Origin of the sequence: Epilithonimonas tenax DSM 16811 (genome assembly GCF_000428485.1) — a bacterium.
Taxonomy (GTDB): Bacteria; Bacteroidota; Bacteroidia; order Flavobacteriales; family Weeksellaceae; genus Epilithonimonas; species Epilithonimonas tenax.
Genome location: NZ_AUAA01000028.1, coordinates 13,358 through 36,440 on the forward strand (window position 1 = coordinate 13,358; position 23,083 = coordinate 36,440).

Sequence of the window (23,083 nt, forward strand, 5' to 3'; positions counted from 1 at the left end):
GTTTAAACTTTCCCGACGGGGACGATGTTGTTCGTCATGGTCGTGTGGTTGATCAGGTGTCCTTTCTCGTCACGGATCTCGATTTGTGACACGTGCATTGTATTGCCTTTTCGGATGAAAGTGGCAGTTCCTGTTACAACTCCTTCTCTTATCGCCCGCAAATGATTGCTGTTGATATTCGTACCAACGGGAACAGATTTGGAAATATCAAGGTTAATCAATGAAAGACAAGAACCCAAAGTTTCTGCCAGAACGCAGCTTGCGCCGCCGTGCATGATTCCGTAAGGCTGATGTACTTTTGGTGTTACAGGCATTGTTGCTGTGAGATGATCATCGGAAACATCGGTGTAAACAATGTCAAGCGTCTCGCCTAAGGTATTTTGACTGGCTTTGTTCAAGCGGTCAAGTATTTCTGTTTTTCTAGCTTCTTGCATGCTTAATAGATTTGTGGGTTCCAGTTTTCAGGAATCTTTGGTGTGATATCATATTTGATGTAGAAATCCTGAATTTCCTGCATGATTTCTTCAAAAGTATGTGTTTCCAACTTCTCGTAAGGAATTGCGTAACCCAGATTGATTGTTTTTCTTTTGTAATCGCCGCCTGCCAGAACGATGGGCACTTTTGCAGCCATCGCCATATTGTAAAAACCTTTTCGCCATTTCGGAACCCAACTTCTGGTGCCTTCCGGCGTAATGACAAGGCTGAAATCATCCTTTTTGAATTCGTTGGCTACAAAACTAATAAGATCATTTTTCTGAGATCGGTCGATTCCGATTCCGCCAAGACTTTTCACGATACCACCATAAAAGGCTTTTGTATGTGCATCTTTGATGATTACTTTCAGTTTTTTACCCAGTGCCCAATAGGCAAGATTGCCTAATAGGTATTCGGTATTATGGGTGTGTGGTGCAACAACAAGAATGCATCTGTTGAGATTGTTGACATCACCTTGCAGAACGACTCTCCACCCGATCAGTTTCAGAATTGCTTTTCCTAAAAATTTCTTCATAGCCAAAAAAATAAAGTACAACGACAAAGCTATACTTTACAAATTTACAAAATATGTTTATTTTCTAAGAAATATCTCGATATTCTTTACGTTTCAAAAAAGGCTGGCGATGAAATCGACCAACTTGATGGCGATGGCAATGACTAATTGTATCATTATGTTGTAGTTTTTTGTTTATGAATTGGTTTTCTGAAACAAATTTAATCAATTAAATGGTGTTATTAATAATAATTTGGTTAATTTATTATTAATTTTTTAATTGACTGCTGGATAGATTACAGCATTTGTAAGGTCCAAAAGGCTTTAGTTTTTAAGGGTACTTAAGGTGAATGGATGTGCATTTTATATTAATTTGATTTTAATAATATTGAACCTGAAATTAAAATAGTAAATAAAATAAATCCTGCAATTTGCCACTGGTAATTTGGCTCCTTGTAGTCGTATGTTTCTGAGATTTTGAGTCCTAGAATTGGTTTCAGTTTGTTCCAGTCCCAAGCTAATAAAACACCCGCCGCGAAAAGCATCAATGAAGTGATGATCCAGGTTCCCGTAAAATGCATACTGATCGTAAGAACGCAAATGTTAAGAATAATTCCAAAAAATATCAAAGCGCCTAATGTTGCAAACTTCTGAGTGAATAAAAGAAACGCTGCTACTATTTGACAAAATCCTAAAAACTCATAGTAAAATCCTGTCCTGTACATCGCTTCGAAAAAATAGCCGATTGGATGATCTGTTCCAATGTTTGTAAATCTCTGTCCAAGCACTTTTTTAAGCCCCGAAGGAATAAATGCAAATCCAACTAAAAACCGAATACCAATAATCACTAGAGTAAGCGTTCTGTTTTGTCTCAGTTTCGAGTACATAGTTTTTAGTTTTTTGTGAGAATTTGAAGAAAAGCGGAAACTCTTTACAGTTTTTGACCCGCTTTTCGACTAATCCACTCTCAAATTATTATTTAGTTTTGATGTTGATCTCTTTCTTACCGTCTTTGATGTTGATGTTAAGATCTTCAATGCTTTTCTTAACTTTTTCATCAATTTTCAGTCTTTCCAAAACCACGTCTGCAGAATCTTTAGAATAGTATTTTCCATTGATTTTTACGCTGTCGTTGTCTTCAGAATTGTACTCGATGGTTGTTCCGTTGATATTGATTTTGTTTTTCTCAACCGTGATTCCGCTGTTGTTATCGTTGTCAGAATTGTTATCATCATCATCATTATCATCACTTACATTCACTTCGTAATCTTTTTCATTAATGACTTTCGTATTCCTAGGAACTACAAGTTCATAATCCAATCTGTAGTTTCTGAAACGGTATTCGTAAGGATACTCGAAGTAGTTTGGCAGGATGATTTTATTTCCAACGATTTCCACCGGTACTTTCATTTTTAGAGGCTGGTTGTAACCGTCTGCTTCTCTTTTTACAATCAGATAAGGCGTTTTGATATCATCTCTTCTCGTGATTTCTACGTGTGGATAATCTTTTTTGAAAATCTTAGACTTATCAGAATAGATGTTATTGAAATAAGTTTTAAAGTTCTCAGGAATTTCCACTTTTTTGCTGTCGATGTAGATCGTGTCTGATGCATTCGGTGCGGTGATTGAGATGTTTTCATAATCTTCATTTTCTCCGCTGTAAGTGAAGTTGAATTTTGAAGCATTCGCTGCCAACACACCTATTAATATAATCCAAATGATTCCCAAAGTTCCCAAAACAGGACCTACATAATTGAATTTGGTTTTCGGAGAGAACAATTTGATTGATAATAATAAAAATGCAACGCCGAAGATAATGGTAGGCAAAGCCGCAATCGCTAAGATCAGATAACCCATATTATTTTCTTCAAGATAGAATCCAAGGTTGTTGTCGATTCCAAATTTCCCGGATCCATAAGCAAATGTCATTGCAAAAAGTCCGATGAAACAGCCTGCAGCCATCAAAGCTAACCAGATTGCCAAGCAATATTTAAGGATTTTCAAGATGGTGTCTCCAGCGGATCCAATTTTTGGTTTGTTCTCTGTGTAGATTTCGCCAGCTCTGGTTGTTGTCTCATTAGCAAACTGAACGATCTTTCCGGATTCTTCCTTTAAATTATCGAAGTTTAAAGGTTTTCCTTTCATTTTCAAAAAATCCGAAGCTGATTCTGCTTTTGGTAAAACAGCCCAAAGGATAAAATAGAGGATTACAACTAAGAAAGAAGATCCTGGAGCTACCCAAAGGAAAAGAAATGCTCCAACCCATATCAATCTCATCCAGCTGATTTCCATTCCAAAGTAAGCTGCCAAACCTGCACAAACGCCTGCGATTTTTTGCTTTTCCGGATCACGGAACAATTGTTTCTGAGAATTGCTACTGTAAGAAAAAGGACCAGACGTTTTGGATTGCTTTTGTTTTCCTTCAGAAAAATAAGCTTCTTCCTGTTCGTCAATCTGTTCTGGTGTTCCGATTTGAGCAATTACTTTTTCAACGTCAGAATCATTGATCACTTCTCGTTTTCCAAGTGCTTCTTTGAAGATCTCTACCATTCTGATCTCGATGTCGTTCATCACTTCATCTGCTTCATCTGCATCCAGAGAGTTTCTAAGAGCATTCAGATAATCGCTTAATTTTATATAAGCCAGCTCGTCTATCGTAAAGGAAAAACCAGCGAGTGCTATAGATAATGTCTTGTTCATAATATTAGTTTTGAGAGTTTGAGATAATTTGATTGACAGAATCTGTCAGTTCTTGCCACGTCGTTTGCAGTTCTGTGAGAAAAAGACTGCCTTTTTCTGTGATCTGGTAGTACTTTCTTGGCGGCCCGCTCGTGGATTCTTCCCATCTGTAAGCGAGGAATTCGCCATTTTTCAGTCTTGTTAGAAGGGGATAAAGGGTTCCTTCCACTACATCCAGTCTTCCTTTTTTGAGAGATTCTATCAGATCGGAAACATACATTTCGCGTTGTTGGATCAGACTCAAAATACAGAATTCCAGAATTCCTTTGCGCATTTGCGCCTTTGTGTTCTCGGTATTCATATTAATTGTTTGGTTTTAAAAGTCAAAATTTAAAGTATGATGTTTGTTTTCACCGTTGAATCTTCCGATTTCCAGCTTTCGTTTTGCGACTTCAAAACATCTTTCTTTAACTTTACATTGCAAAGATATGTAAACTAAAAGGTATTGTGCAATACAAAGTAGTAAATATTTTAAAATTAAATAATTAAGTAATTGATTGTCAGCAATAAAACTTCAAAAATAATTTTTAACAATTTTAAAATCAAGTTTATTTTCGCTTTAGTGATGACTTTTGGAGTGTTCGATCACTCAATTTTCAACTTTTTAAAGACAGAGATTATGTTTTTTTTAATTAAAATTTGATTCATAAAACTTCAAATATTAGACGGATTTTTAAAATTTAAATAGAATTTTAGTTAAAATAATTTGCAAATGAAAAATGTTTTCATACTTTCGTGTTATAATTAACAATAATAATGCGTTTTACAACCACAACAACCATTTCTACAACAACTACAATTAATAGTTGCGGGAAGGTGTGTATGTGAAATTGAAAAATAATAACAATACAAAAAGCCTTTCTGATTTTCCAGAAAGGCTTTTTTGTTTAAAGACCACCATTAATGAAAGTATTAAAATTTGGAGGAACTTCAGTCGGAAGTTTGGATGCATTGAAAAATGTAAAATTAATCGTTGAAAAAGAATTCAATCAAAATGAACCGCTAGTTGTCGTTTGTTCCGCCTTTTCCGGAATTACAAATTCACTTTTGCTGGCTGCAGAAGAAGCATTGATTCAAAATGATTTTTCAGAAATGCTGAAGCTTGCAGAAGACAAACATTATCAGATCATTTCCGGATTGCTACCACGAACGATGCAGAATCCTCTGTTGATGCTCGTAAAAGTAAGTTTCAACGAGATCGAAGATGTTCTTTTCAGCGTCAAAAATCTTGGGGAGTTATCAGGAAGGATCAAAGATCGTTTGCTTGCTTATGGCGAACAAATGTCGAGCAAAATCATTGCGACTTATCTTCAATCAGAGAATCTTACCGCCAATTACAAAGACGCCAGAGAATTGATTGTCACCGATTCCAACTTCGGAAATGCATCAGTCAATTTCCTTAAAACCAATGAAAATCTTAAGAATTGGAATCTCGAGAATCAGATTTATGTGATCACAGGTTTTATTTCAAAAGATGAAAATCATGATACAACCACACTTGGCAGAGGTGGTTCAGATTATACCGCCGCGATTTTGGGCTCTGGATTAAAGGCTAGTGAAATCCAAATCTGGACAGATGTAGACGGTTTTATGACGGCTGATCCACGATTGGTGAAAAATGCTTTTTCACAACCAGAACTCAGTTATCAGGAAGCGATGGAAATGTCCTACTTTGGCGCAAAAGTGATCTATCCGCCAACAATGATTCCGGCCATCGAAAGCCAAATTCCGATTTATATTAAAAACACTTTTAATCCGGAAAATCCAGGAACTTTGATTCATCAAAGATCCGAAATTTCGAAAGGTTTGATCAAAGGAATTGTCTCTATCGAGAAAACTTGCCTCGTGAATATCACCGGAAACGGAATGATCGGGATGAAGGGGTTCAGCGGCAGATTGTTCAATGCATTGGCAAAGTATGATGTCAATGTCGTCCTCATTACGCAGGCGAGTTCGGAACACAGTATTTCTTTTGTGGTCAATTTTAGTGATGAGAAAAAAGCCGAAAAAGCAATCCGGGAAGAATTTGAATTTGAAATTAATGCCAACAAAATTGATGAACCACAGTTCGATAATGAGCTCAGCATTCTTTCGGTTGTTGGTGAGAATATGAAAAAAACGAGAGGAATCAGCGGGAAATTTTTCAGCGCTTTGGGTAAAAATGGAATCAATATCATTGCCATTGCACAAGGCTCATCCGAGCTTAATATTTCTGCTGTCATCGAAAGAAATGAACTCTCAAAAGCGCTAAATGTAGTCCACGATTCACTCCTTCTTTCGCCCGTTAAAACCTTCAATGTGATGTTTGCTGGAACAGGAAATATCGGGAAGGAACTCTTCAAACAATTAAAAAGAGAACAAGAAAATCTGAAGAGAAACCACCAGATCAAGATCAATGTGGTAGGCGTTGCCAACAGCCGAAAGATGGTAATTGCAGACGATGAAAGTTTAGGTTTTGACTTGGATGAAATTTTAGATAAAAATTTGGAAAAGTCTAATTTAGAATATTTTATAAAGTCTGTTTCAAGTAAAAATTTACCTAATTTGGTTTTCATTGATAACTCGTCAAGCGAAGATGTCGTAAGCTATTATCCGCAATTTTTTGAGCAAAATATTTCGATTGTCACCTGTAATAAAAAAGGGAATTCTTCCGCTTACGAGCAATACAGCAAATTCAAAAGACAGGCAAAAAAGAACAATGTGAGCTTTCTTTATGAAACCAATGTTGGTGCTGGACTTCCGATCATCAAAACACTCAATGACCTTTGGATTTCCGGAGACGAGATTCTGAAAATCGAAGCCATTTTATCAGGGACAATTTCTTATATTTTCAATAATTACGTTGGCGACAAAACTTTTGCAGAAGTCGTGAGAACTGCTCAGCAATTAGGTTACACAGAACCCGATCCGAGAGATGATCTTAACGGTATGGATTTCTCCAGAAAGATGCTGATTCTGGGAAGAGAGATTGGTCTGCCTTTGGAAATGTCCAATGTCAACATCAAAGATTTTCTGCCAGAAGCTTGTCTCAAAGCAGAGTCGATTCTGGGTTTTTATGAAGAACTGGAGAAGAACGAGCCTTACTTTTCATCCTTCAAAAATGAAGCGGAAAGTTCTGGTCAAAAACTCAGATTAATTGGGATTCTAGAAGACGGGAAAATCAACATCGAAGTAAAAATGGTAGATGCCAACCACGCTTTTTATGGATTATCAGGTAGCGACAACATCATTTCCTTCACAACTTCAAGATACAGAAACACGCCTTTGGTTGTGAAAGGTCCAGGCGCCGGCGCAGAAGTAACCGCAGCTGGTGTTTTCGCAGATTTAGTCCGAGTGACGGCTCAATAAAAATAAAAGATAAACGATAGTTGATTTCAATTCATCGTTTTAATAAATATCATTGATTACTCATCATTTATCAATTATAAAAATGGATTCTATCAAAGTTTTTGCTCCGGCAACTGTTGCCAACGTCGTTTGTGGCTACGATATTCTCGGTTTTGCCATCGACGAACCAGGTGACGAAATCATCCTGACAAAAAATAATTCAAATAAAATCGCCATCACAAAAATAGAAGGCGACGGTGGAAAACTCCCCAAAGACCCAGAGAAAAATGTCGTTTCCCACGTCATCCGACTGTTTCTCGAAAAGATAAATTCAACGCAAGGAATTGATATCGAGCTTTATAAAAAAATGCCGCTCAACAGCGGAATGGGTTCCAGCGCAGCAAGCAGTGTTGCGGCTTTGGTTGCCATCAATGAGCTGATGGGAAAACCATTTTCAAGACAGGAATTATTGCCTCTCGCGATGGAAGGTGAACGAATCGCCTGCGGCAATGCACACGCAGACAATGTAGCGCCGGCACTTTTGGGCGGACTAGTCTTGGTGCGAAGTTACGAGCCGTTAGATGCGCTAAGATTGCCTTATCCAAAGGATTTGTCGGTCGTTTCTGTTCATCCGCACGTGGATGTTCCCACAGGCGAAGCGAGAAAAATCATCAAGGAAAGAATCAGCCTGAAATCTGCCGTTCAGCAATGGGGAAATATCGCTGGTTTGGTAGCGGGATTTTGTACCAATGACCTTGCTTTGGTCAGCCGAAGTCTGGAAGATGTCATCATAGAGCCGGTTCGCGCGATGTTGATTCCCTATTTTTATGAGATGAAACAGCTGGCTCTGGACAACGGCGCGATTGGTTTCGGGATTTCCGGTTCCGGTCCGTCGGTTTTTGCCTTGTGCGAAAAGAAAGAAATTGCAGAAGTTATTTCACAAAAAATCAAGGAATTACTCAACCAAAAAAATATAGAAAGCGAATCATTCGTCACAAAAATCAACGACGAAGGAGCGAGAGTCATTAATTAAAATTTGGGCAGCTTAATCCGCCTTCCGTTCCCAATCTTTTTTGCTCGACGATTTCAGTTTAATAAGAAATTAAGTCAAAGCAAAAAAGGATTTCCACTCAAGTCGGGCTGCAGATTCGTCGTTAAATCAAGATTTGTCCTACAAATCCAATATTGTCATTCCATAGGAATCTAAACTGTCGAGATTGACTCCGTCGAACCACTTCGTTAGGTTTCCTACGGAATGACAAAAGAGCTTTAACGTTTTATTCTTTGATGAGTTTTACGTTTTTGCGAGCCTTAAAATATTTTCAATAAGATTAAAAAAATCTTTGCGGACTTTGCGTTAAAATCTATCAACCAACAACTATCAATAAAATGAAATACATATCAACAAGAAAACAAGAAGAAACCAACATCAAAACAGCCATCTTAAAAGGTTTGGCAGATGACGGCGGACTATTTATGCCCGAATATATCCCGCAATTGGACGCTGAATTTTTTGAAAATCTACCAAATCTTAGTCTTCAAGAAATTGGTTTCAAAGTAGCAAAAGAATTTCTCGGAGAATCCATTTCCGATGAAAACTTAAAAGAAATCATCGATGAAGTTTTGAACTTCGAAATTCCGGCGGTTAAAATTTCAGATCATACTTATTCGCTCGAATTATTCCACGGTCCAACGATGGCTTTCAAAGATGTTGGCGCGCGATTTATGGCGAGAATGATGGCTTATTTTTCGGATGGAAAACCGATGAAAGTGATTGCTGCCACTTCCGGCGATACGGGAAGTGCTGTGGCGTCAGGGTTTTTCAATGTTCAGGGGATTGAGGTTTATATTCTTTATCCAAAAGGAAAAGTAAGTCCGTTGCAAGAAAAACAGCTCACGACTTGGGGCGGAAATATCAAGGCTTTGGAAATCGATGGGACTTTTGATGATTGTCAGGCCTTGGCAAAACAAATTTTGTCAGACGAAGAACTGAATCAGAAATTTACTTTGACATCGGCCAACAGTATTAATATTGCCAGATTGATTCCGCAGTCGTTCTATTATTTTGGGGCATTTGCTCAATTGCAAAAATTAGGAAAACAAATCGTATTTTCCGTTCCGAGTGGCAATTTCGGGAATCTGACGGCTGGACTTTTTGCTAAAAAAATGGGATTGCCAATTCATCGATTCATCGCTTCGACTAATGCGAATGATGTGGTTCCAAATTATCTTGACACCGGAAATTACGAAGCAAAACCTTCGAAACAAACCATCAGCAACGCAATGGATGTTGGTAATCCAAGTAATTTTGAAAGAATGAAAAGTCTATTCAATGATGATGTTTCGGAATTCAAAAAAGAGATTGCGTCGTATTCTTTTTCGGATGAAGACACAAAAGAGACGATGATAAAGGTGAAGAATGATTTTGATTACATTTTGGACCCTCACGGAGCAGTTGCTTATTTAGGATTAGAAACCTTCAAGAAATCCTTCGACTCCGCTCAGGATGACAAAGACAATGAAGATTTTGTTGGTGTTTTATTGGAAACGGCGCATCCGGCGAAGTTTGTAGAAGTTGTAGAAGAGGTATTAAAAGTGAAAATCGAAATCCCTGAAAAACTCGAAGCATTCAACAAAAAGGAAAAACAATCTGTGGAATTCCCAGCGGATTTTGAATTGGTAAAAAATTATTTGATGGATGAGAACTAAGGGCTTTTATCGCACAGGCACAAAATTTTTCATAGAAGGACTGTTTAAAGTCGCAAAGTTGAATGGCGTATTTCTTTGCGAGTTATGGCATAATTAAAATAAATATCTTGCGTCTTTGCGATAATTTTTTGAGTTATAGGTTTCTAATCCCAAATAAAATCCTATCTTTGCACCCGAATTACATAATAATCATTAAATAATATTGGAATGTATTTAACACCAGAAAAAAAGTCAGAAATTTTCGCAAAGCACGGAAAATCTGCAAATGACACAGGAAGCGCTGAAGGACAGATTGCTCTATTCACTTTTAGAATCAACCACCTTTCTCAGCATTTGAAAGCTAACCGTCACGATTTTGCTACAGAGAGATCTCTAGTAATGTTGGTAGGTAAGAGAAAATCTCTTCTTGATTACTTGAAGAAGAAAGAAATCTCTAGATACAGAGCTATCATCGCTGAATTGGGAATCAGAAAATAATTTCCGCTTTCAAGCAAAAAAGAAAAGCAACTCAATTTGGGTTGCTTTTTTGTTACACAAAAACATTTTAATAATTATTTTTTATTTATTTCATAAATTATCTTATTCTGTTTGTCTAATTGCTTCTGTAAATTATCAATCTTTTTATTTGTCTTATCATTAGTAGTTTCAATTTTCAATTGGATTGCTAGAATAGCGACAATTAGAGAAAAAATTGGTATAGCTATTTGAACAAAATTTCTTAAATAATCAAAGATTAACTTTTCATTTTCCTTTAGATATTTTTTTTCCGAATATGATGACAAACCTTTTTGAGTTGCTTGTAAACCAAAAACAGCAGTGTTTGTATGTTCAACTTCTCCTTCTTGGTAAAGTTTAGCGTAAACTAATTCGCAAGTATCTGCATCATATTTTAATTCTTTTTGTAAATTATCATAGCTAACACCAAATTTAAAATCTGAGTTTCTGTTTCCATTATTAAATTGGATTTTGCTTACTGAAAGTAACTTAAGAACCTTATGTCGTTGCCTATTATAATCCATACTTCGTATGTTTAAAGTTTAAATTAAGCCTTAACAACCTCAGATTTCCGAGAATCCTTGACCAAAAAATAAACCCCAATCAAACTCAACATAACAAACAAGCCAAAACTTATCAAAGAAAATAATTTTCCTTTTTCGATAACGGCTGGTTCAAATTTCATTTCAATTTTATGTTTCCCTGCTGGAACGTAAAGCGCTCTCAAAAGGTAATTTGCTTTGATGTAATCCACCTTGTTTCCGTCCAGATAAACATTCCAGCCGTGAGGGTAATAAATCTCTGAAAAGACCGCCAATTGAGGCGTTTTAGAAGATGAATCAAATGACAATTCGTTTGGCTGATAAGATTTCAAAGCCAAAAACGCCGTTGAGTCTTTTACCAGATTTTTTCCGTTGAAATAAGCTTTGTCATCTTTAGAAATCACAGCGATTTTCTTGGTGTCTATATTTCCTGTTTCGTTGAGTTCTTCGTTTGGATTGTTGACGAATTTGATGTCAGACACAAACCACGCATTGCCGTTGGCTTCAGGGTTTGGTGTGATTTCCGGTTTTTGCTGGTCGCCAACTAAGAAATATTTGGTGTTCAGCATATTCAGGATTCGGACGGTTTTTATTTGGTCTGTCGTCGAGAAATATTGGTTGATCAAGTCATCATAACGTCTCAATTTAACTGCGTGATAACCGCCAATTGACGATTTGAAATAAGAAGTATTGGTCTCGCTGAAAGTTCCCAAAACATTATTGAAAATCCTGTAATGGTCTTTGTCTTTTTCAGCAATGGTTTGAAGCGCTTTATTCACTTCGGTCTGCTGAAGAAGGCTTTGAACAAAAGAATTGTCGCCCGCTTTACTCATCAGGTATTCCGAATTTTCTGTTTGGAAAGGATAGTCGGCGAAGGTTTTATCAACATAATTATCATCGTTCAGATAACGTCTGTTCACGGTCCAAAGATCAAATAAACTCACGAATCCGATAATTAGTAAAACAATATTGATATTCAGTTTTTTCTTTAATCCTAAAAATAAAACGCCAGCGGTAACCGAAACATAAATGATCGCTTTGAAGGCATCAATCTGGAACATCGATGCTCTTTCATCAATCAAATAATCCAGTAAATAGGGCGGAAGGTAGGTTTTCTCATTGGCAGTGTAAAAACCTAAAATTCCTTTCCCGAAAACCATTAAAATCACTGTGATTCCGAGAACAGTTCCTGAAACGTAAAGCAATATTTTCTTTTTGTATTCTTCGGTCAGATTTTCATCCGTAAAGAATTTATATAGACCAAGAATTGCAATTAGAGGAAACAAAAATTCCACAACAACCAAAATAGAAGACGGCGCACGGAACTTGTTGTACATCGGAACATAATCAATAAAGAAATCGGTTAGCGCCGAGAAATTGCTTCCCCAAGCTAAGAAAATCGTCAAAACGGATGCGCCCAAAACCCAATATCTGTATCTTTTTCCGGCAAAGAAAAATCCTAAAACGGCTAAGAAACAAACCACTGCACCTTGATAAGCCGGTCCAGAAGTACTCGGCTGATCGCCCCAATACGTCGGACTTCCAAAACCTCTTGTCATCATTTCGTATTCCTGTTGGGATTTGATATTCTCCTGAGCCAGTTCTTGGATGTGTATCATGATTTTGTCAGAACCTTCTTCCTGACTTGCGCCTCCCATTAATCTGGGGATGAACAGGTTAAGGGTTTCCAGTTTTCCGTAGCTCCACATTGTGATGCTTTCTTTGTCCATTCCGGATTTTCCGGCGGTGTGAGAACTTGTGTTAAGTATCTGTTTTCCACGCACTGTTTCTTTCACATATTCGGCGTTTGCCATAATTCTTTGTGAATTCATCCCAACACCGATGATTCCTGCAACGGCAACGATTCCTGTCGAAATGAGGAAATGTTTCCATTCGATTTTGCCTTTGATGGCTCTGATCAATTCAGACAACAATAAAAATCCCAATCCAATGAAAAGATAATAGGTCATCTGCGGATGGTTCGCACAGATCTGAAGTCCCATAAATAGGGTAGTGGTGATGAATCCGAGAATATATTTTTTACGGAAATAAACCAATAGAATCCCGGCTACGAGCGGTGCAAAATAAGCAATGGTATGAACTTTTCCGTTGTGTCCGGCGGCAATAATAATGTAAAAATAAGTGGACAATCCGAAGAATGTTGCACCTAAAAGTGCATATTTCCAGTTTCTAACCGCCACCATTCCCAGAAAGAAAAATCCGGCAAAGAGTAAGAAAAGATAGTTTGCAGGTTTGGGAAGAAACAAAAACAAATCATCTATTTTCTTGATGATATCGCCCCGGAACTGCGCTCCAGTCTGGTACGTTGGCATTCCGCCAAACATAGCGTCGCTCCAATACGTTTCATTTTCATTGTTTGCCCGGTATTGCAGCAGTTCTTCTGCGCCGCCTTTATAGAAAACAATGTCGTGCTGCATCAGGCGTTTTCCCGAGATGACAGGATTGGCGTAAACCACCGCCAGGAGAATGAAAATGACGAAGCTTGCAAGGATGAATATGAGATTCTTCTTATTTTTGAACATAGATGTTAGATATTAGACTTTAGATATTAGATTTAAAATCAATGCTTTAAATTAATATCAATTACAAAATGGCTTTAAAATTTTAAATTCCAAATTTAATATTAAAAAACCTTTCAGACTTAATAATCTGAAAGGTTTTATGTTTATTTTAAGTCAGAAATTGACTATTGTTTTTTCTCTTCTTTTATTTCCTCGTAATCTACAGTTTCCGCATCCCATTTTACTTTCTGGGCAGGCGATTTTTTCTCCGTCTGCTGCTCATTCTGTTGATTCTTGGGGTTAAAGGTAGGGAAGTTTTTATAAAACGCGTTGAAAAACAACCTTTTCAAAATATTCCAGACAAAGAATATGATGATCACTGTTAGTATAAATTCGAAAATGTGCTTGAACATTAAATATTGATTTTAAAAAATATTGTATCCGATTGAAAGTCCAACAGATTTTGTAATTGCTGTCGTCTCATTGCTGATACCGGATTTTTGATTGATCAGTCTGCCTTCAACAGACCATTTGTTATTGTAAATATATCCTACTCCCAATTGAAAACCTGCAGCTGTAGAGTTTGGATTATCTTCATAGGAAGGGATTCCAGTGTCCGTTGATGAGACTTCAATTCTATACTGCATCGGAATGCTAACAACAAATGCGCCACTTATAAAAAACTTACTCCTGTCGTTTACGAACATATAATGTTTGACGCCCATCGGTATTATTATGGATTGATAATCGACTTTGTAAGACCTCCTGTTAATAAATGTTAAAAAAACGGTAGATTCTGTCAAGAGCTCACTGGAATAATTAGAGTACGTAGGCTCAGCAAAAATGCTCCATTTACCCTTGTTGAAAGCCAAGACATATTCCATTTCCAGTGAGGGACTTACGGTTATTTTGGAATCAAGATTCACGTCTTGGAACATCGACGATGAACTTTCAAAACTAAATTGTGACGATAGAAATCCTACTTTTGCACGCATATTGAACTTTCCTCCATTCGATGACTTTGCGATATCAACAATTCCTGAATTTTGATTAAACCACTGCGCCAGCGATTTTTCCTCATATTTCAAATTCTCCGCCGGGATTGCTGAGTTGATGCTATCCAACTGCTTCTTATAGTTGTTGTTACTTTTTACAATACTTTGACTTTGTTGCTCACTCAGATATTGTTTAAAAATGAGCTGCTCCACATTATCCCGACCTTCTTTTTTTATAAAATACTTTACATTTCCGTTTTGAGAATATTTGTAAAGCTTCGTTTTGCCATCTACCAAAAGTTTTAGAAAAACTGTTTTCTTTATCCAGATTGGATCTTTGTTAGCGTCCATACTGTTCAAAGTTATTGCAGAATTGTCTACTTTTACATCGTAACGCACATATGTTATATCATCTACATAAAATTCTTTAACGGCAGAAATCGTTGCTTGTTTTGTATCGCCGTCAGCCGTTTCTTTGTAATGAATAACTTCTGGATATTCTTTCCAGTCCATATTTTTGATAAAGACACTTTTTTTCACTTTATCATTCATGACTAAGTATCCTTCGTGAAATTTAATTTGTGAAAATGATAATATACTGAATAACAGTAGTGAAAAGCTTAAAATTGGTTTCATAGTTTTTTTTTGAGTTTTATGGTAAGTTTTTATTTATAAGAAGGATTGATGATGATAGACGTCGTCGAGTTTTTGCTCATACTTTGCGTCTGCTTGCCATCTGTCACGCTTTCCTTCTGTGTTGTTTTGATGCTTAGATTCTGGTTTAGAAGCCAGCCTGTGTTTTCATCAATGATGATTTTTCCGCTTTCGGTCCCGTTAACGCTCATGGTGTGCGTCATACCATTTTGAGACTGCTTGTCATTTTTGGAAGGAATCACACCTGTTACGCTGATTTCCGCTTTTCCATCCTCAACTTTGGTCAATGTGAAAGTCAAAGTCTGTTTTACTTTGCCTGGGATGATGTCTTCAGAATCTGTCCATTTGTCGCCTATTTTTGCGCCTTTCGCAGGAATAATTTTCAGGTTTTTACCCAATTGCTCTTTCATCATGGCTTCATTGAAGCCAGCTTTGAAGCTTTCTATAAAAGCTGTTTGCTGTTTTGGATCTTTCACAGTTCCTGCGATGGCTTTTTTCAGATTGTTGTAAACCGCATCAAATCCAGTTACCGATTTGATAGTCCCGTAAGAATCCATTTTGACATTCAGTTTGTTGCCTGCCAAGCCTTTGCTTACAAGATAATCCATTCTAAGGGCTTCTTCTTTCGGAGCCGCTTGTTTGGTATCTATCACCAATGTTTTACCATTTGCTGAATTCGACATTCTTTTTCCTGTCATATTCAAGGTCAGATCATAGATGTTGTTTTTGAAATCGTTGACAGTGACGGACATCTCGTCTGTGGTCTCAGTTGTTCCGGACATTGTTTTTCCGTCTGGCGTATTCAAAGATTGAATTTCTCTCTGGTAAGAAACCAACGGATAAGTCACGCCTTTTTCGAGAATAAATTTCTGCTTGTAAACGCCGCTGCTGTCCGCAACCGCTTTTGGTTTTGAAGCTTCTTCAGCAGACACTTCTACGGTGACTGTTTCTGTTTTTCCGGTTTGAGGATTGACTCTTGTCACGGTCTTAGTTTCCTTTTGACAAGCGACCAATGTTATGGCAATAAGCGCAAGCGCTGTTATTTTTTTCATAATTGATGTTTAGTAATAAATGATATTGGATTAATCATAATCAATGAACTGATGTTTGCAGCCAAAAACTATGAACCAACAACTATCTTCTGTCTCACGGCTTCGTAAAGAATCGCGCCACATGCAACAGAGACGTTTAGGGATTGGGTTTTACCTTCTATCGGCAGTTTTATTTTTTCGTCCGAGTGGTGAAGCACTTCTTTCGAGATTCCTGTTTCCTCATTTCCCATCACGATAGCGCACGGTTCTGTGAAGTCCACGTCGTATATCAATTTCTGCGCCTTTTCTGTAGCTGAGAAGACTTTTATACCGCTTTGCTGTAGAAAATCTACAGAATGAGCCAAGTTCTTTTCTTTACAAATTTTAATATTATAAATCGCTCCGGCCGAAGTTTTGATCGCGTCAGAATTAATCGGTGCACCACCTTTTTCCGGAATTAGAATTGCGTCCACGCCCACACATTCTGCCGTTCTGCAGATAGCGCCGAAGTTCCTGACATCCGTTAATCTATCAAGAATCAATATAAATGGTGTTTTCCCCTCTTCAAAAAGCTGAGGCAAAACGTCTTCGATTTTATGGAAAGGAACATCAGAAATAAAGGCCACCACACCTTGGTGGTTTTTTCTGGTAAAACGGTTGAGTTTTTCTACAGGAACGTAGTTTGGACGGATGTTATGTTTTGCCAAAAGTTGTTTCAGCTCGAAGTAGATCTCGCCTGTCAATGCGTTTTGTAAAAATATTTTATCTACGGTTTTTCCGGCTTCTAGGGCTTCCATCACTGGTCTTAAACCGAATATGAAGTCGTCTTTTTTCTCTGGATTCATGAATGAGATTTTGTTTTGCAAAAGTAGTCTTTTACATTATTTTATCTTAACAAAATTGTAAAGTTTTTGATCAAAAAATAAAAGATTCTACTAAGAATACTGCTAAAACCACAGTCAAATAAAGGAATTGAAAATTTCTATTAAAAGCTTAAAGGGATTATTGGTCTATTTTTTAAATAAAATTTCAAAAATCTATATGACTATGTTGACGATGAGGTTAAAAAAATGAAATTTATGTTTAATCCAATACAAAAACCAAGAACTCACCATTCTCTGTTTTGAATTTCAAATCGCCTGTTTTTCTGTAATCTTCGAAAAGTGCGGTTGGAAACGTGTCATCGAATTGTTTGGTCTTGAAGAATTTTCCTTTGATCTTTAAAGGGATCTTTTTGATCAGTTTATCCGTCGTCACTGGGATTTTGAATTTCCTTTTTTCAGGATCTTTGGAATCTACGTAGAAGCAATGTTCAAACAATTCTGCTTTGTCCACATATTTTTTATAATCCGACGTTTTAACAAAATTGGGCAGATTCGTATCATCCCAAGTCAGATAGAGAACCTCTATTTCCTGAGTTTTGCTGACAGATTTATAATACTGAAATCTTTCATTCTCAGATTTTGAAAATGATAAAATTCCTAATAGAAAAACAGGGAACAGGAATTTGAGATTCATGATCTATAAACTCAAACTTTCAGCAATCAACGCTCTCTTCTGCGCAAGAACGTAGCCATAATGAATGCTTTCGTGCATATTGTTGAAGATGATCGCATCCTGAATGTTTTTCAGATCAATCCCAAAACTGGTAGAATAAGGCGTGTAATCTGAGAAAAAATCATCGTCAAAATCCTTCATCAGAATCTTAGATGTTTCTATGAGGAGATAAGCCAGATCTTCCATTTCTGATTGCTTCACATCCACATTGGCGAATGTGCCTTTTTTGTAGGTTTCTACCCAATATTTATCGATCCGGAACTGGTTTCCACTCAAATAATAGCAAAGCAACTGTTGTTGTGCAACGCAATGGGCAATATTCCAATAGATGTTATTGTTAAAGCCATCCGGAATGGTCAAAAGGTCTTTTTCAGAAGTCGTTTGTAATAGGTTTAACAGGTTTTTCCGCACCTGTCTATGGTTGGCAAAATGATAATTCATTTTTGTTTTTTGATTTTAAGTGATAAATGTAAGAAAAATGTCAATAACACGATCGGATTAACTTGTTTTTATCCATTTTTTATTCTGTTGGTTGTTTTAACAAATATTTAACGCAAGATTAGCAATTATTATGTTTGCTGTTGCGGGTTTTTATATGAAATTTACCAATTATTTTTATTAATTGATATGTCAGAATTGAATCAAGCAGAAGATATCAGACAACTTACCGAAAAAGTAAAAGAACAGAATTACTTTTTTTCCATCCTCAAACAAGAGATCAACCGCGCCATCATCGGTCAGGAATATATGATAGACCGATTGCTCATCGGGCTTCTTGGCAATGGTCACGTCCTTCTGGAAGGTGTTCCGGGATTAGCAAAAACTTTAGCGATCAAGACTTTAGCAGAAGCTGTTGACGGACAATTTTCCAGAATACAGTTTACACCGGATCTGTTGCCGGCAGACGTTGTTGGGACAATGATATACAATGTGAAGGAGAATGATTTTACGATCAAAAGAGGTCCTGTTTTTGCGAATTTTGTTTTGGCAGATGAGATCAACCGTGCGCCCGCAAAAGTGCAATCTGCTCTTTTGGAAGTGATGCAGGAAAAGCAAGTGACCATTGGTGACGACACTATGGCCTTACCCAAACCTTTCCTTGTTTTGGCGACTCAAAATCCAATTGATCAGGAAGGAACGTATCTCTTGCCAGAAGCACAGACGGACCGTTTTATGCTGAAGTGCAAGATCGATTATCCGAAATTCGAGGATGAGAGAAAAATTATGAAAATGATCTCGACGCAGGATATTCCGCAGATCAGAAAAGTCGTGGACCTCAATCAGATTGTTGAAGCCAAGAAACTCATCAATCAGATTTATCTGGACGAAAAGATAGAAAAATACATTCTGGATATGGTTTTTGCGACCCGTTATCCGGAAAAATACGGCTTGTCCGAGATCAAAAATTACATCAGTTTTGGTGCGTCTCCAAGGGCCAGTATCAACTTGGCCATCGCTTCCAGAGCTTATGCTTTCATCAAAGGAAGAGCATTCGTCATCCCAGAAGATGTGAAAGAAATTGCGAAAGATGTTTTGAGACACAGAATTGGATTGAGTTTCGAAGCGGAGGCTGAGGAAGTGACTCAGGACGATATCGTGAACAAAATTCTGGCAAAAATACAGGCGCCTTAATTATTAAGTATGAACAATGTAGTGATTAGAGAAGCGATTCTTGGAGATTGCCCTGTAATGCTGGATCTCATAAAAGAATTGGCAACGTATGAAAATGCGCCGGATGAAGTCACCGTTACACTAGAAGAATTCGCAGACGCTGGTTTTGGAAAGCATCCTGTCTGGGGTGCGTTTGTAGCCGAGGTGGATGAGACTATAGTAGGTATTTCTCTATATTATGTAAGATATTCCACCTGGAAAGGACAACGGTTGTACCTCGAAGACCTTATCGTTACGGAAAAAATGAGAGGGAAAAATATAGGGAAATTGCTGTTCGATAAAACCTTAGATTATGCAAAATCCAGAAATTATAAAGGAATGGTTTTCCAGGTTTTGAACTGGAATGAGCCGGCTATTAATTTTTATAAAAAATACGAGACGAAGTTTGACGACGAGTGGATCAATGTTTCCATCGAGTTGAATTAGTAAAATATATCAAAGAGGTTTTTAAAGTGCCTCAAAATTGGTTAATCTGTTGATAGTGGTCAGTTGTCGAATCATTTTTCATAATGAGATGCCTGAAAACTATCAACCGATGACCGTCAAAAAAAATATTGTTCAAGGTTTGAAGTTCATAATTCAAGGTTATGGCAACGGTTAAAAAATTTGAGGATTTAGAAGTTTGAAAAATGTCAAGAGAACTCTGCAGAGAAATTGATCAAGTCATAGAACAATCAAACCTTAAAAATAATGATCGACTTTATAATCAAATTGATGGTTCATCCGGATCAATAACGGACAGTATTGCTGAGGGTTTTGAGAGAAATGGTAACAAAGAATTTATTCAATTTCTTTCGATTGCCAAAGCATCTTGTGGAGAAACAAGGTCACAGCTTTATCGTGTTTTTGATAAAACTTTTTTATCAGAAGATAAATTTGAAATATTAGTTGAACAAACTGAAACATTAAGTAAAAGAATTGGTGCATTCATCAATTATTTAAAAAATAGTGAACCGAAAGGTTCAAAATATAAATGATATTAGAGTTGAATTGAAAACTTTAAACCTTTGAAAATACAGGACATTGTCAAAAAAGTAAAGCAGATAGAAATCCGAACTCGTAAGAAGACAGAAGCATCGCTTATGGGGCAATACCACAGTGCATTTAAAGGTCAGGGAATGGCGTTTTCTGAGGTTCGCCAATACCAGTTCGGCGATGATACCCGAAGAATGGATTGGAACAAAACTGCCCGTTTCCGCGAGCCATTCGTTAAAGTCATGGAAGAGGAACGGGAACTCACGATGATGCTCGTTGTGGACATATCAGCATCAATGGATTATGGCACAAAAACACAGCTGAAACGTGAATACGTGGCCGAGGTCTGTGCATCTCTGGGATTTTCCGCTGCCGGCAATAATGACAAAATAGGATTGATTCTTTATGCTGACAAGGTTCTCAAAGTAGTGCCACCTCAGAAAGGCAGAAAACACGTTTTGTCTATCATTAGCCATATTTTGTCAGCAGATTATGTGCCTGCAAAGTCTAATCTGGATGCGGCTTTCAATTATATGATGAGCGTTTTCAAAAGGAAATCTCTGGTGTTTTTGTTTTCCGATTTCGAAGATGAATTTGACCACAAAATACTGAATGTGACAGCTAGAAAACATCAATTGCTGGGACTTCGTATTTTTGATGAAAAAGATATGGAAATACCGGATATCGGATATGCGCTTTTTCGGGATGCAGAAACAGGACAGCAAATCTGGGCCAATACTTCCAGTGCCAGATGGCGTTATGATTACGCAGAACAGCAGAAGCAGAAAATGCGACAGACAAAAGAGGAATTTGAAAATTCTTCTGCCCATTTTCTGGATATCAAAACATCAGATGATTACAGCAAGTTACTGTATCAACACTTTAAAAAATAGATTTTACAAGTTAGTTATTAGAAGTTAGACATTGCAAATGCAAAGATTCAGATTATATCAATTATATTTTTTCTTTTTTATCCTCATTTCATCTTTAGGATTTACACAAACCTTATCATCCAGTCTTGATAAGACCACTTTGGCATTGGGCGAAGTGGCGGTTTTTAAAATTCAGATTCTGGATCTCCAAGCGAAGAATGTTCAGGCGGCTGCAAGAAATGAACTGCTGCCTTTTCATTTCGAAATGGTGAATGACAGTATTGCGATCCAAAAAGATATTTATCTGAGATCAGTGAAATTTGCTATTTTTCAGGAAGGTAAATTTACGATCCCAGAAATCGAAATCAAAGTCGGTGACAAGATACTGAAAACCATCCCCTACGAGATAGAAGTCATTAATACCGCGCAAAAGGGCGACCAGATCAATGACATTATGAAGAACAAGGAAGTGAAGCTGGATGTCAAGGACTATTGGGAAATGTATAAATTCTACGTTCTGCTTGCCTTACTAATTATGGCAATCATCCTATTGATCATCGGAATTGTGAAGTACGGCAGAAAGCGCAAAAGCAGTCCGGTGGCGACGACCAATCAGACTCTGAAAGATCTTGAGAAACTGAAAAAGAAAAATTACATAGAAAATAAGGATTTCCGAGCGTTCTATGTAGAGTTAATAGAGATTTCCCGGGCTTTTATTACCAAACAATATCAGATTCCAGCAGATGTTTTGCTGACGGACGATCTCATCACGTACATGAAAACGACCAACGCTATTTCTCAGGAAAATGAAAAAATTGTGGAAGATATTTTCCTGCGTGGCGATCTTGTGAAGTTTGCCAAGACGATCCCAAATCAGGAATTGATGTCAAAAGATTTTGCGGCAATACGGGATTTTGTAAAGCGTTCTACAAAAGATATAGAAGCTGAGAATGTGAGAACAGTGCAATAGAAATTATTTATCAATCATCATTTATCATTAACACGTGAGTTTCGAATTTTACAGTCCCTGGTTTTTATTGCTTTTTATTTTGTTCATTCCATTATTCATATTGGATGGCGGCAAAAAAAAGAGCAGGGGAATTGCTGTGCCTTCCGTAAAAAATATGAGGCCAAGTGGGAACATTTCCATGGTGATGACTTTTCTGAAACTGTCGAAATATTTGATCCTCACAGCATTAATTATCGCTCTGGCAAGACCAAGAACTTACACTGTTTCTCAGGATCGGGATGAATCCAAAGGCATAGATATTATGCTGTCCGTAGATGTGTCGCTCAGTATGTTGGCAAAAGATCTGGATCCGGACAGGCTGGAGGCTTTGAAAAAAATCGCTGTCGATTTCGTTAATAAAAGGGCAAATGACAGAATTGGATTGGTGGCCTATTCCGGAGAAGCATACACAAAAGTACCTTTGACGACGGATCATCAGGTGGTTGTGGATGAGCTGAACCAGTTAAACCCTTTGGAACTGCAACCCGGAACTGCCATTGGAGAAGGATTGTCTGTTGCAGTCAATCACCTCAAAAACAGCAAAGCGAAAAGCAAAATTATCATTCTGATGACAGATGGTGTGAATACGATTATCAACGCAATGCCGCCACAGATTGCCGCAGAGTTGGCGAAAAATAACGGCATCAAAGTTTATACAGTCGGCATTGGAAGCAATGGATTTGCAGCTTTCCCAACAGGAACCAATATCTTCGGAGATATTGTTTTCACAGAACAAAAAACGGAGATTGATGAAAATACATTGACGGACATTTCACAACTCACAGGCGGGAAATATTTCCGGGCAACAGACAACAGCAGCCTTCAAACCGTATATGAAGAGATCAACCAGTTGGAAAGATCAGATGTGAAAACTTCAAAACTTTATAATTATGAAGAATATTTCCGTATTTTTCTTTGGGTCGCTCTGGGATTGTTGGTATTGGATGCATTATTGCGTTGGGTATTTTTTAAAATTTTGAATTAAGTAGATTAATAT

The 23,083-nt window shown here is 37.4% G+C and carries 23 protein-coding genes; 10 read left to right on the top strand and 13 right to left on the bottom strand.

Annotation, left to right across the window (positions count from 1 at the left end; translation table 11 throughout):
• Nucleotides 1-2 precede the first annotated feature (2 nt).
• From F564_RS0112805 to F564_RS0112825, 5 genes are all read right to left on the bottom strand, one after another.
• The gene (locus F564_RS0112805) at nucleotides 3-434 is read right to left on the bottom strand and encodes a PaaI family thioesterase (RefSeq protein ID WP_028123000.1); all 432 of its coding nucleotides are present in this window, start codon (nucleotides 432-434) and stop codon (nucleotides 3-5) included.
• A gap of 2 nt (nucleotides 435-436) precedes the next feature.
• Complete coding sequence (locus F564_RS0112810) at nucleotides 437-1,009, bottom strand: 1-acyl-sn-glycerol-3-phosphate acyltransferase (RefSeq protein WP_028123001.1); 573 nt, start codon at nucleotides 1,007-1,009, stop codon at nucleotides 437-439.
• 347 nt (nucleotides 1,010-1,356) lie between these two features.
• Nucleotides 1,357-1,875 carry a DoxX family membrane protein gene (locus F564_RS0112815; protein WP_034981551.1) on the bottom strand — a complete coding sequence of 173 codons (519 nt, stop codon included), beginning with the start codon at nucleotides 1,873-1,875 and terminating at the stop codon, nucleotides 1,357-1,359.
• A gap of 88 nt (nucleotides 1,876-1,963) precedes the next feature.
• On the bottom strand, nucleotides 1,964-3,688 hold the full coding sequence (locus F564_RS0112820; RefSeq protein WP_028123003.1) for a PspC domain-containing protein: 1,725 nt from the start codon (nucleotides 3,686-3,688) through the stop codon (nucleotides 1,964-1,966).
• A gap of 4 nt (nucleotides 3,689-3,692) precedes the next feature.
• Nucleotides 3,693-4,028, bottom strand: a complete 336-nt coding sequence (locus F564_RS0112825) for a PadR family transcriptional regulator (RefSeq protein ID WP_028123004.1) — start codon at nucleotides 4,026-4,028, stop codon at nucleotides 3,693-3,695.
• Between the two features lie 602 nt (nucleotides 4,029-4,630).
• On the opposite strand from F564_RS0112825, the gene thrA reads away from it, so the two are divergent.
• From thrA to rpsO, 4 genes are all read left to right on the top strand, one after another.
• Complete coding sequence (gene thrA / locus F564_RS0112830) at nucleotides 4,631-7,075, top strand: bifunctional aspartate kinase/homoserine dehydrogenase I (protein ID WP_028123005.1); 2,445 nt, start codon at nucleotides 4,631-4,633, stop codon at nucleotides 7,073-7,075.
• An 82-nt stretch (nucleotides 7,076-7,157) separates the two neighbouring features.
• On the top strand, nucleotides 7,158-8,087 hold the full coding sequence (locus tag F564_RS0112835) for a homoserine kinase (RefSeq protein ID WP_028123006.1): 930 nt from the start codon (nucleotides 7,158-7,160) through the stop codon (nucleotides 8,085-8,087).
• A 356-nt stretch (nucleotides 8,088-8,443) separates the two neighbouring features.
• On the top strand, nucleotides 8,444-9,763 hold the full coding sequence (gene thrC / locus F564_RS0112840) for a threonine synthase (protein ID WP_028123007.1): 1,320 nt from the start codon (nucleotides 8,444-8,446) through the stop codon (nucleotides 9,761-9,763).
• 207 nt (nucleotides 9,764-9,970) lie between these two features.
• A complete protein-coding gene (rpsO, locus tag F564_RS0112845; protein WP_028123008.1) occupies nucleotides 9,971-10,240 on the top strand; it encodes a 30S ribosomal protein S15 in 270 nt (89 codons plus the stop codon).
• Nucleotides 10,241-10,314: 74 nt separating this feature from the next.
• Here rpsO and F564_RS0112850 read toward each other — a convergent pair whose 3' ends face one another.
• From F564_RS0112850 to F564_RS0112885, 8 genes are all read right to left on the bottom strand, one after another.
• Complete coding sequence (locus F564_RS0112850) at nucleotides 10,315-10,782, bottom strand: hypothetical protein (RefSeq protein WP_028123009.1); 468 nt, start codon at nucleotides 10,780-10,782, stop codon at nucleotides 10,315-10,317.
• 23 nt (nucleotides 10,783-10,805) lie between these two features.
• Nucleotides 10,806-13,343 (bottom strand): YfhO family protein, encoded by a 2,538-nt coding sequence (locus tag F564_RS0112855; protein WP_028123010.1) that lies wholly within the window; start codon nucleotides 13,341-13,343, stop codon nucleotides 10,806-10,808.
• A 164-nt stretch (nucleotides 13,344-13,507) separates the two neighbouring features.
• Nucleotides 13,508-13,735, bottom strand: a complete 228-nt coding sequence (locus F564_RS0112860) for a hypothetical protein (RefSeq protein WP_028123011.1) — start codon at nucleotides 13,733-13,735, stop codon at nucleotides 13,508-13,510.
• Nucleotides 13,736-13,747: 12 nt separating this feature from the next.
• Nucleotides 13,748-14,953, bottom strand: a complete 1,206-nt coding sequence (locus tag F564_RS0112865; protein WP_084406816.1) for an outer membrane beta-barrel protein — start codon at nucleotides 14,951-14,953, stop codon at nucleotides 13,748-13,750.
• A gap of 29 nt (nucleotides 14,954-14,982) precedes the next feature.
• Nucleotides 14,983-16,023, bottom strand: coding sequence for a DUF6263 family protein (locus F564_RS0112870; RefSeq protein ID WP_051259669.1), 1,041 nt, complete (start codon nucleotides 16,021-16,023; stop codon nucleotides 14,983-14,985).
• A gap of 68 nt (nucleotides 16,024-16,091) precedes the next feature.
• A complete protein-coding gene (gene rlmB / locus F564_RS0112875) occupies nucleotides 16,092-16,847 on the bottom strand; it encodes a 23S rRNA (guanosine(2251)-2'-O)-methyltransferase RlmB (protein WP_034981554.1) in 756 nt (251 codons plus the stop codon).
• Between the two features lie 238 nt (nucleotides 16,848-17,085).
• On the bottom strand, nucleotides 17,086-17,520 hold the full coding sequence (locus tag F564_RS0112880) for a hypothetical protein (protein WP_028123015.1): 435 nt from the start codon (nucleotides 17,518-17,520) through the stop codon (nucleotides 17,086-17,088).
• 3 nt (nucleotides 17,521-17,523) lie between these two features.
• Nucleotides 17,524-18,000: a DinB family protein gene (locus tag F564_RS0112885; protein WP_028123016.1), complete on the bottom strand. Its 477-nt coding sequence runs from the start codon at nucleotides 17,998-18,000 to the stop codon at nucleotides 17,524-17,526.
• A 186-nt stretch (nucleotides 18,001-18,186) separates the two neighbouring features.
• On the opposite strand from F564_RS0112885, the gene F564_RS0112890 reads away from it, so the two are divergent.
• The 6 genes from F564_RS0112890 (at nucleotide 18,187) to F564_RS0112920 (ending at nucleotide 23,071) form a co-directional block, all read left to right on the top strand.
• Complete coding sequence (locus F564_RS0112890) at nucleotides 18,187-19,191, top strand: AAA family ATPase (protein WP_028123017.1); 1,005 nt, start codon at nucleotides 18,187-18,189, stop codon at nucleotides 19,189-19,191.
• Between the two features lie 9 nt (nucleotides 19,192-19,200).
• Entirely contained in the window at nucleotides 19,201-19,656 is a 456-nt protein-coding gene (locus F564_RS0112895) for a GNAT family N-acetyltransferase (RefSeq protein ID WP_028123018.1), read from the top strand.
• A 203-nt stretch (nucleotides 19,657-19,859) separates the two neighbouring features.
• The gene (locus tag F564_RS19240; RefSeq protein WP_228373904.1) at nucleotides 19,860-20,207 is read left to right on the top strand and encodes a four helix bundle protein; all 348 of its coding nucleotides are present in this window, start codon (nucleotides 19,860-19,862) and stop codon (nucleotides 20,205-20,207) included.
• 30 nt (nucleotides 20,208-20,237) lie between these two features.
• Nucleotides 20,238-21,098, top strand: a complete 861-nt coding sequence (locus F564_RS0112910; protein WP_028123019.1) for a DUF58 domain-containing protein — start codon at nucleotides 20,238-20,240, stop codon at nucleotides 21,096-21,098.
• A gap of 37 nt (nucleotides 21,099-21,135) precedes the next feature.
• The gene (locus F564_RS0112915; protein WP_034981557.1) at nucleotides 21,136-22,047 is read left to right on the top strand and encodes a BatD family protein; all 912 of its coding nucleotides are present in this window, start codon (nucleotides 21,136-21,138) and stop codon (nucleotides 22,045-22,047) included.
• Nucleotides 22,048-22,081: 34 nt separating this feature from the next.
• Nucleotides 22,082-23,071, top strand: coding sequence for a vWA domain-containing protein (locus tag F564_RS0112920; protein WP_028123021.1), 990 nt, complete (start codon nucleotides 22,082-22,084; stop codon nucleotides 23,069-23,071).
• Nucleotides 23,072-23,083 lie beyond the last annotated feature (12 nt).

Bases quoted from the DNA above. Each gene is read 5' to 3' on its own strand.
- F564_RS0112885 (WP_028123016.1), bottom strand. From the start codon at position 18,000: ATGAATTATCATTTTGCCAACCATAGACAGGTGCGGAAAAACCTGTTA.
- F564_RS0112865 (WP_084406816.1), bottom strand. From the start codon at position 14,953: ATGAAACCAATTTTAAGCTTTTCACTACTGTTATTCAGTATATTATCA.
- F564_RS0112855 (WP_028123010.1), bottom strand. From the start codon at position 13,343: ATGTTCAAAAATAAGAAGAATCTCATATTCATCCTTGCAAGCTTCGTC.
- F564_RS0112810 (WP_028123001.1), bottom strand. From the start codon at position 1,009: ATGAAGAAATTTTTAGGAAAAGCAATTCTGAAACTGATCGGGTGGAGA.
- F564_RS0112870 (WP_051259669.1), bottom strand. From the start codon at position 16,023: ATGAAAAAAATAACAGCGCTTGCGCTTATTGCCATAACATTGGTCGCT.
- F564_RS0112890 (WP_028123017.1), top strand. From the start codon at position 18,187: ATGTCAGAATTGAATCAAGCAGAAGATATCAGACAACTTACCGAAAAA.
- F564_RS0112835 (WP_028123006.1), top strand. From the start codon at position 7,158: ATGGATTCTATCAAAGTTTTTGCTCCGGCAACTGTTGCCAACGTCGTT.
- thrA (WP_028123005.1), top strand. From the start codon at position 4,631: ATGAAAGTATTAAAATTTGGAGGAACTTCAGTCGGAAGTTTGGATGCA.
- rlmB (WP_034981554.1), bottom strand. From the start codon at position 16,847: ATGAATCCAGAGAAAAAAGACGACTTCATATTCGGTTTAAGACCAGTG.
- F564_RS0112815 (WP_034981551.1), bottom strand. From the start codon at position 1,875: ATGTACTCGAAACTGAGACAAAACAGAACGCTTACTCTAGTGATTATT.
- F564_RS19240 (WP_228373904.1), top strand. From the start codon at position 19,860: ATGTCAAGAGAACTCTGCAGAGAAATTGATCAAGTCATAGAACAATCA.
- F564_RS0112895 (WP_028123018.1), top strand. From the start codon at position 19,201: ATGAACAATGTAGTGATTAGAGAAGCGATTCTTGGAGATTGCCCTGTA.
- F564_RS0112820 (WP_028123003.1), bottom strand. From the start codon at position 3,688: ATGAACAAGACATTATCTATAGCACTCGCTGGTTTTTCCTTTACGATA.
- F564_RS0112825 (WP_028123004.1), bottom strand. From the start codon at position 4,028: ATGAATACCGAGAACACAAAGGCGCAAATGCGCAAAGGAATTCTGGAA.
- F564_RS0112915 (WP_034981557.1), top strand. From the start codon at position 21,136: ATGCAAAGATTCAGATTATATCAATTATATTTTTTCTTTTTTATCCTC.
- F564_RS0112805 (WP_028123000.1), bottom strand. From the start codon at position 434: ATGCAAGAAGCTAGAAAAACAGAAATACTTGACCGCTTGAACAAAGCC.
- F564_RS0112880 (WP_028123015.1), bottom strand. From the start codon at position 17,520: ATGAATCTCAAATTCCTGTTCCCTGTTTTTCTATTAGGAATTTTATCA.
- F564_RS0112850 (WP_028123009.1), bottom strand. From the start codon at position 10,782: ATGGATTATAATAGGCAACGACATAAGGTTCTTAAGTTACTTTCAGTA.
- rpsO (WP_028123008.1), top strand. From the start codon at position 9,971: ATGTATTTAACACCAGAAAAAAAGTCAGAAATTTTCGCAAAGCACGGA.
- thrC (WP_028123007.1), top strand. From the start codon at position 8,444: ATGAAATACATATCAACAAGAAAACAAGAAGAAACCAACATCAAAACA.
- F564_RS0112860 (WP_028123011.1), bottom strand. From the start codon at position 13,735: ATGTTCAAGCACATTTTCGAATTTATACTAACAGTGATCATCATATTC.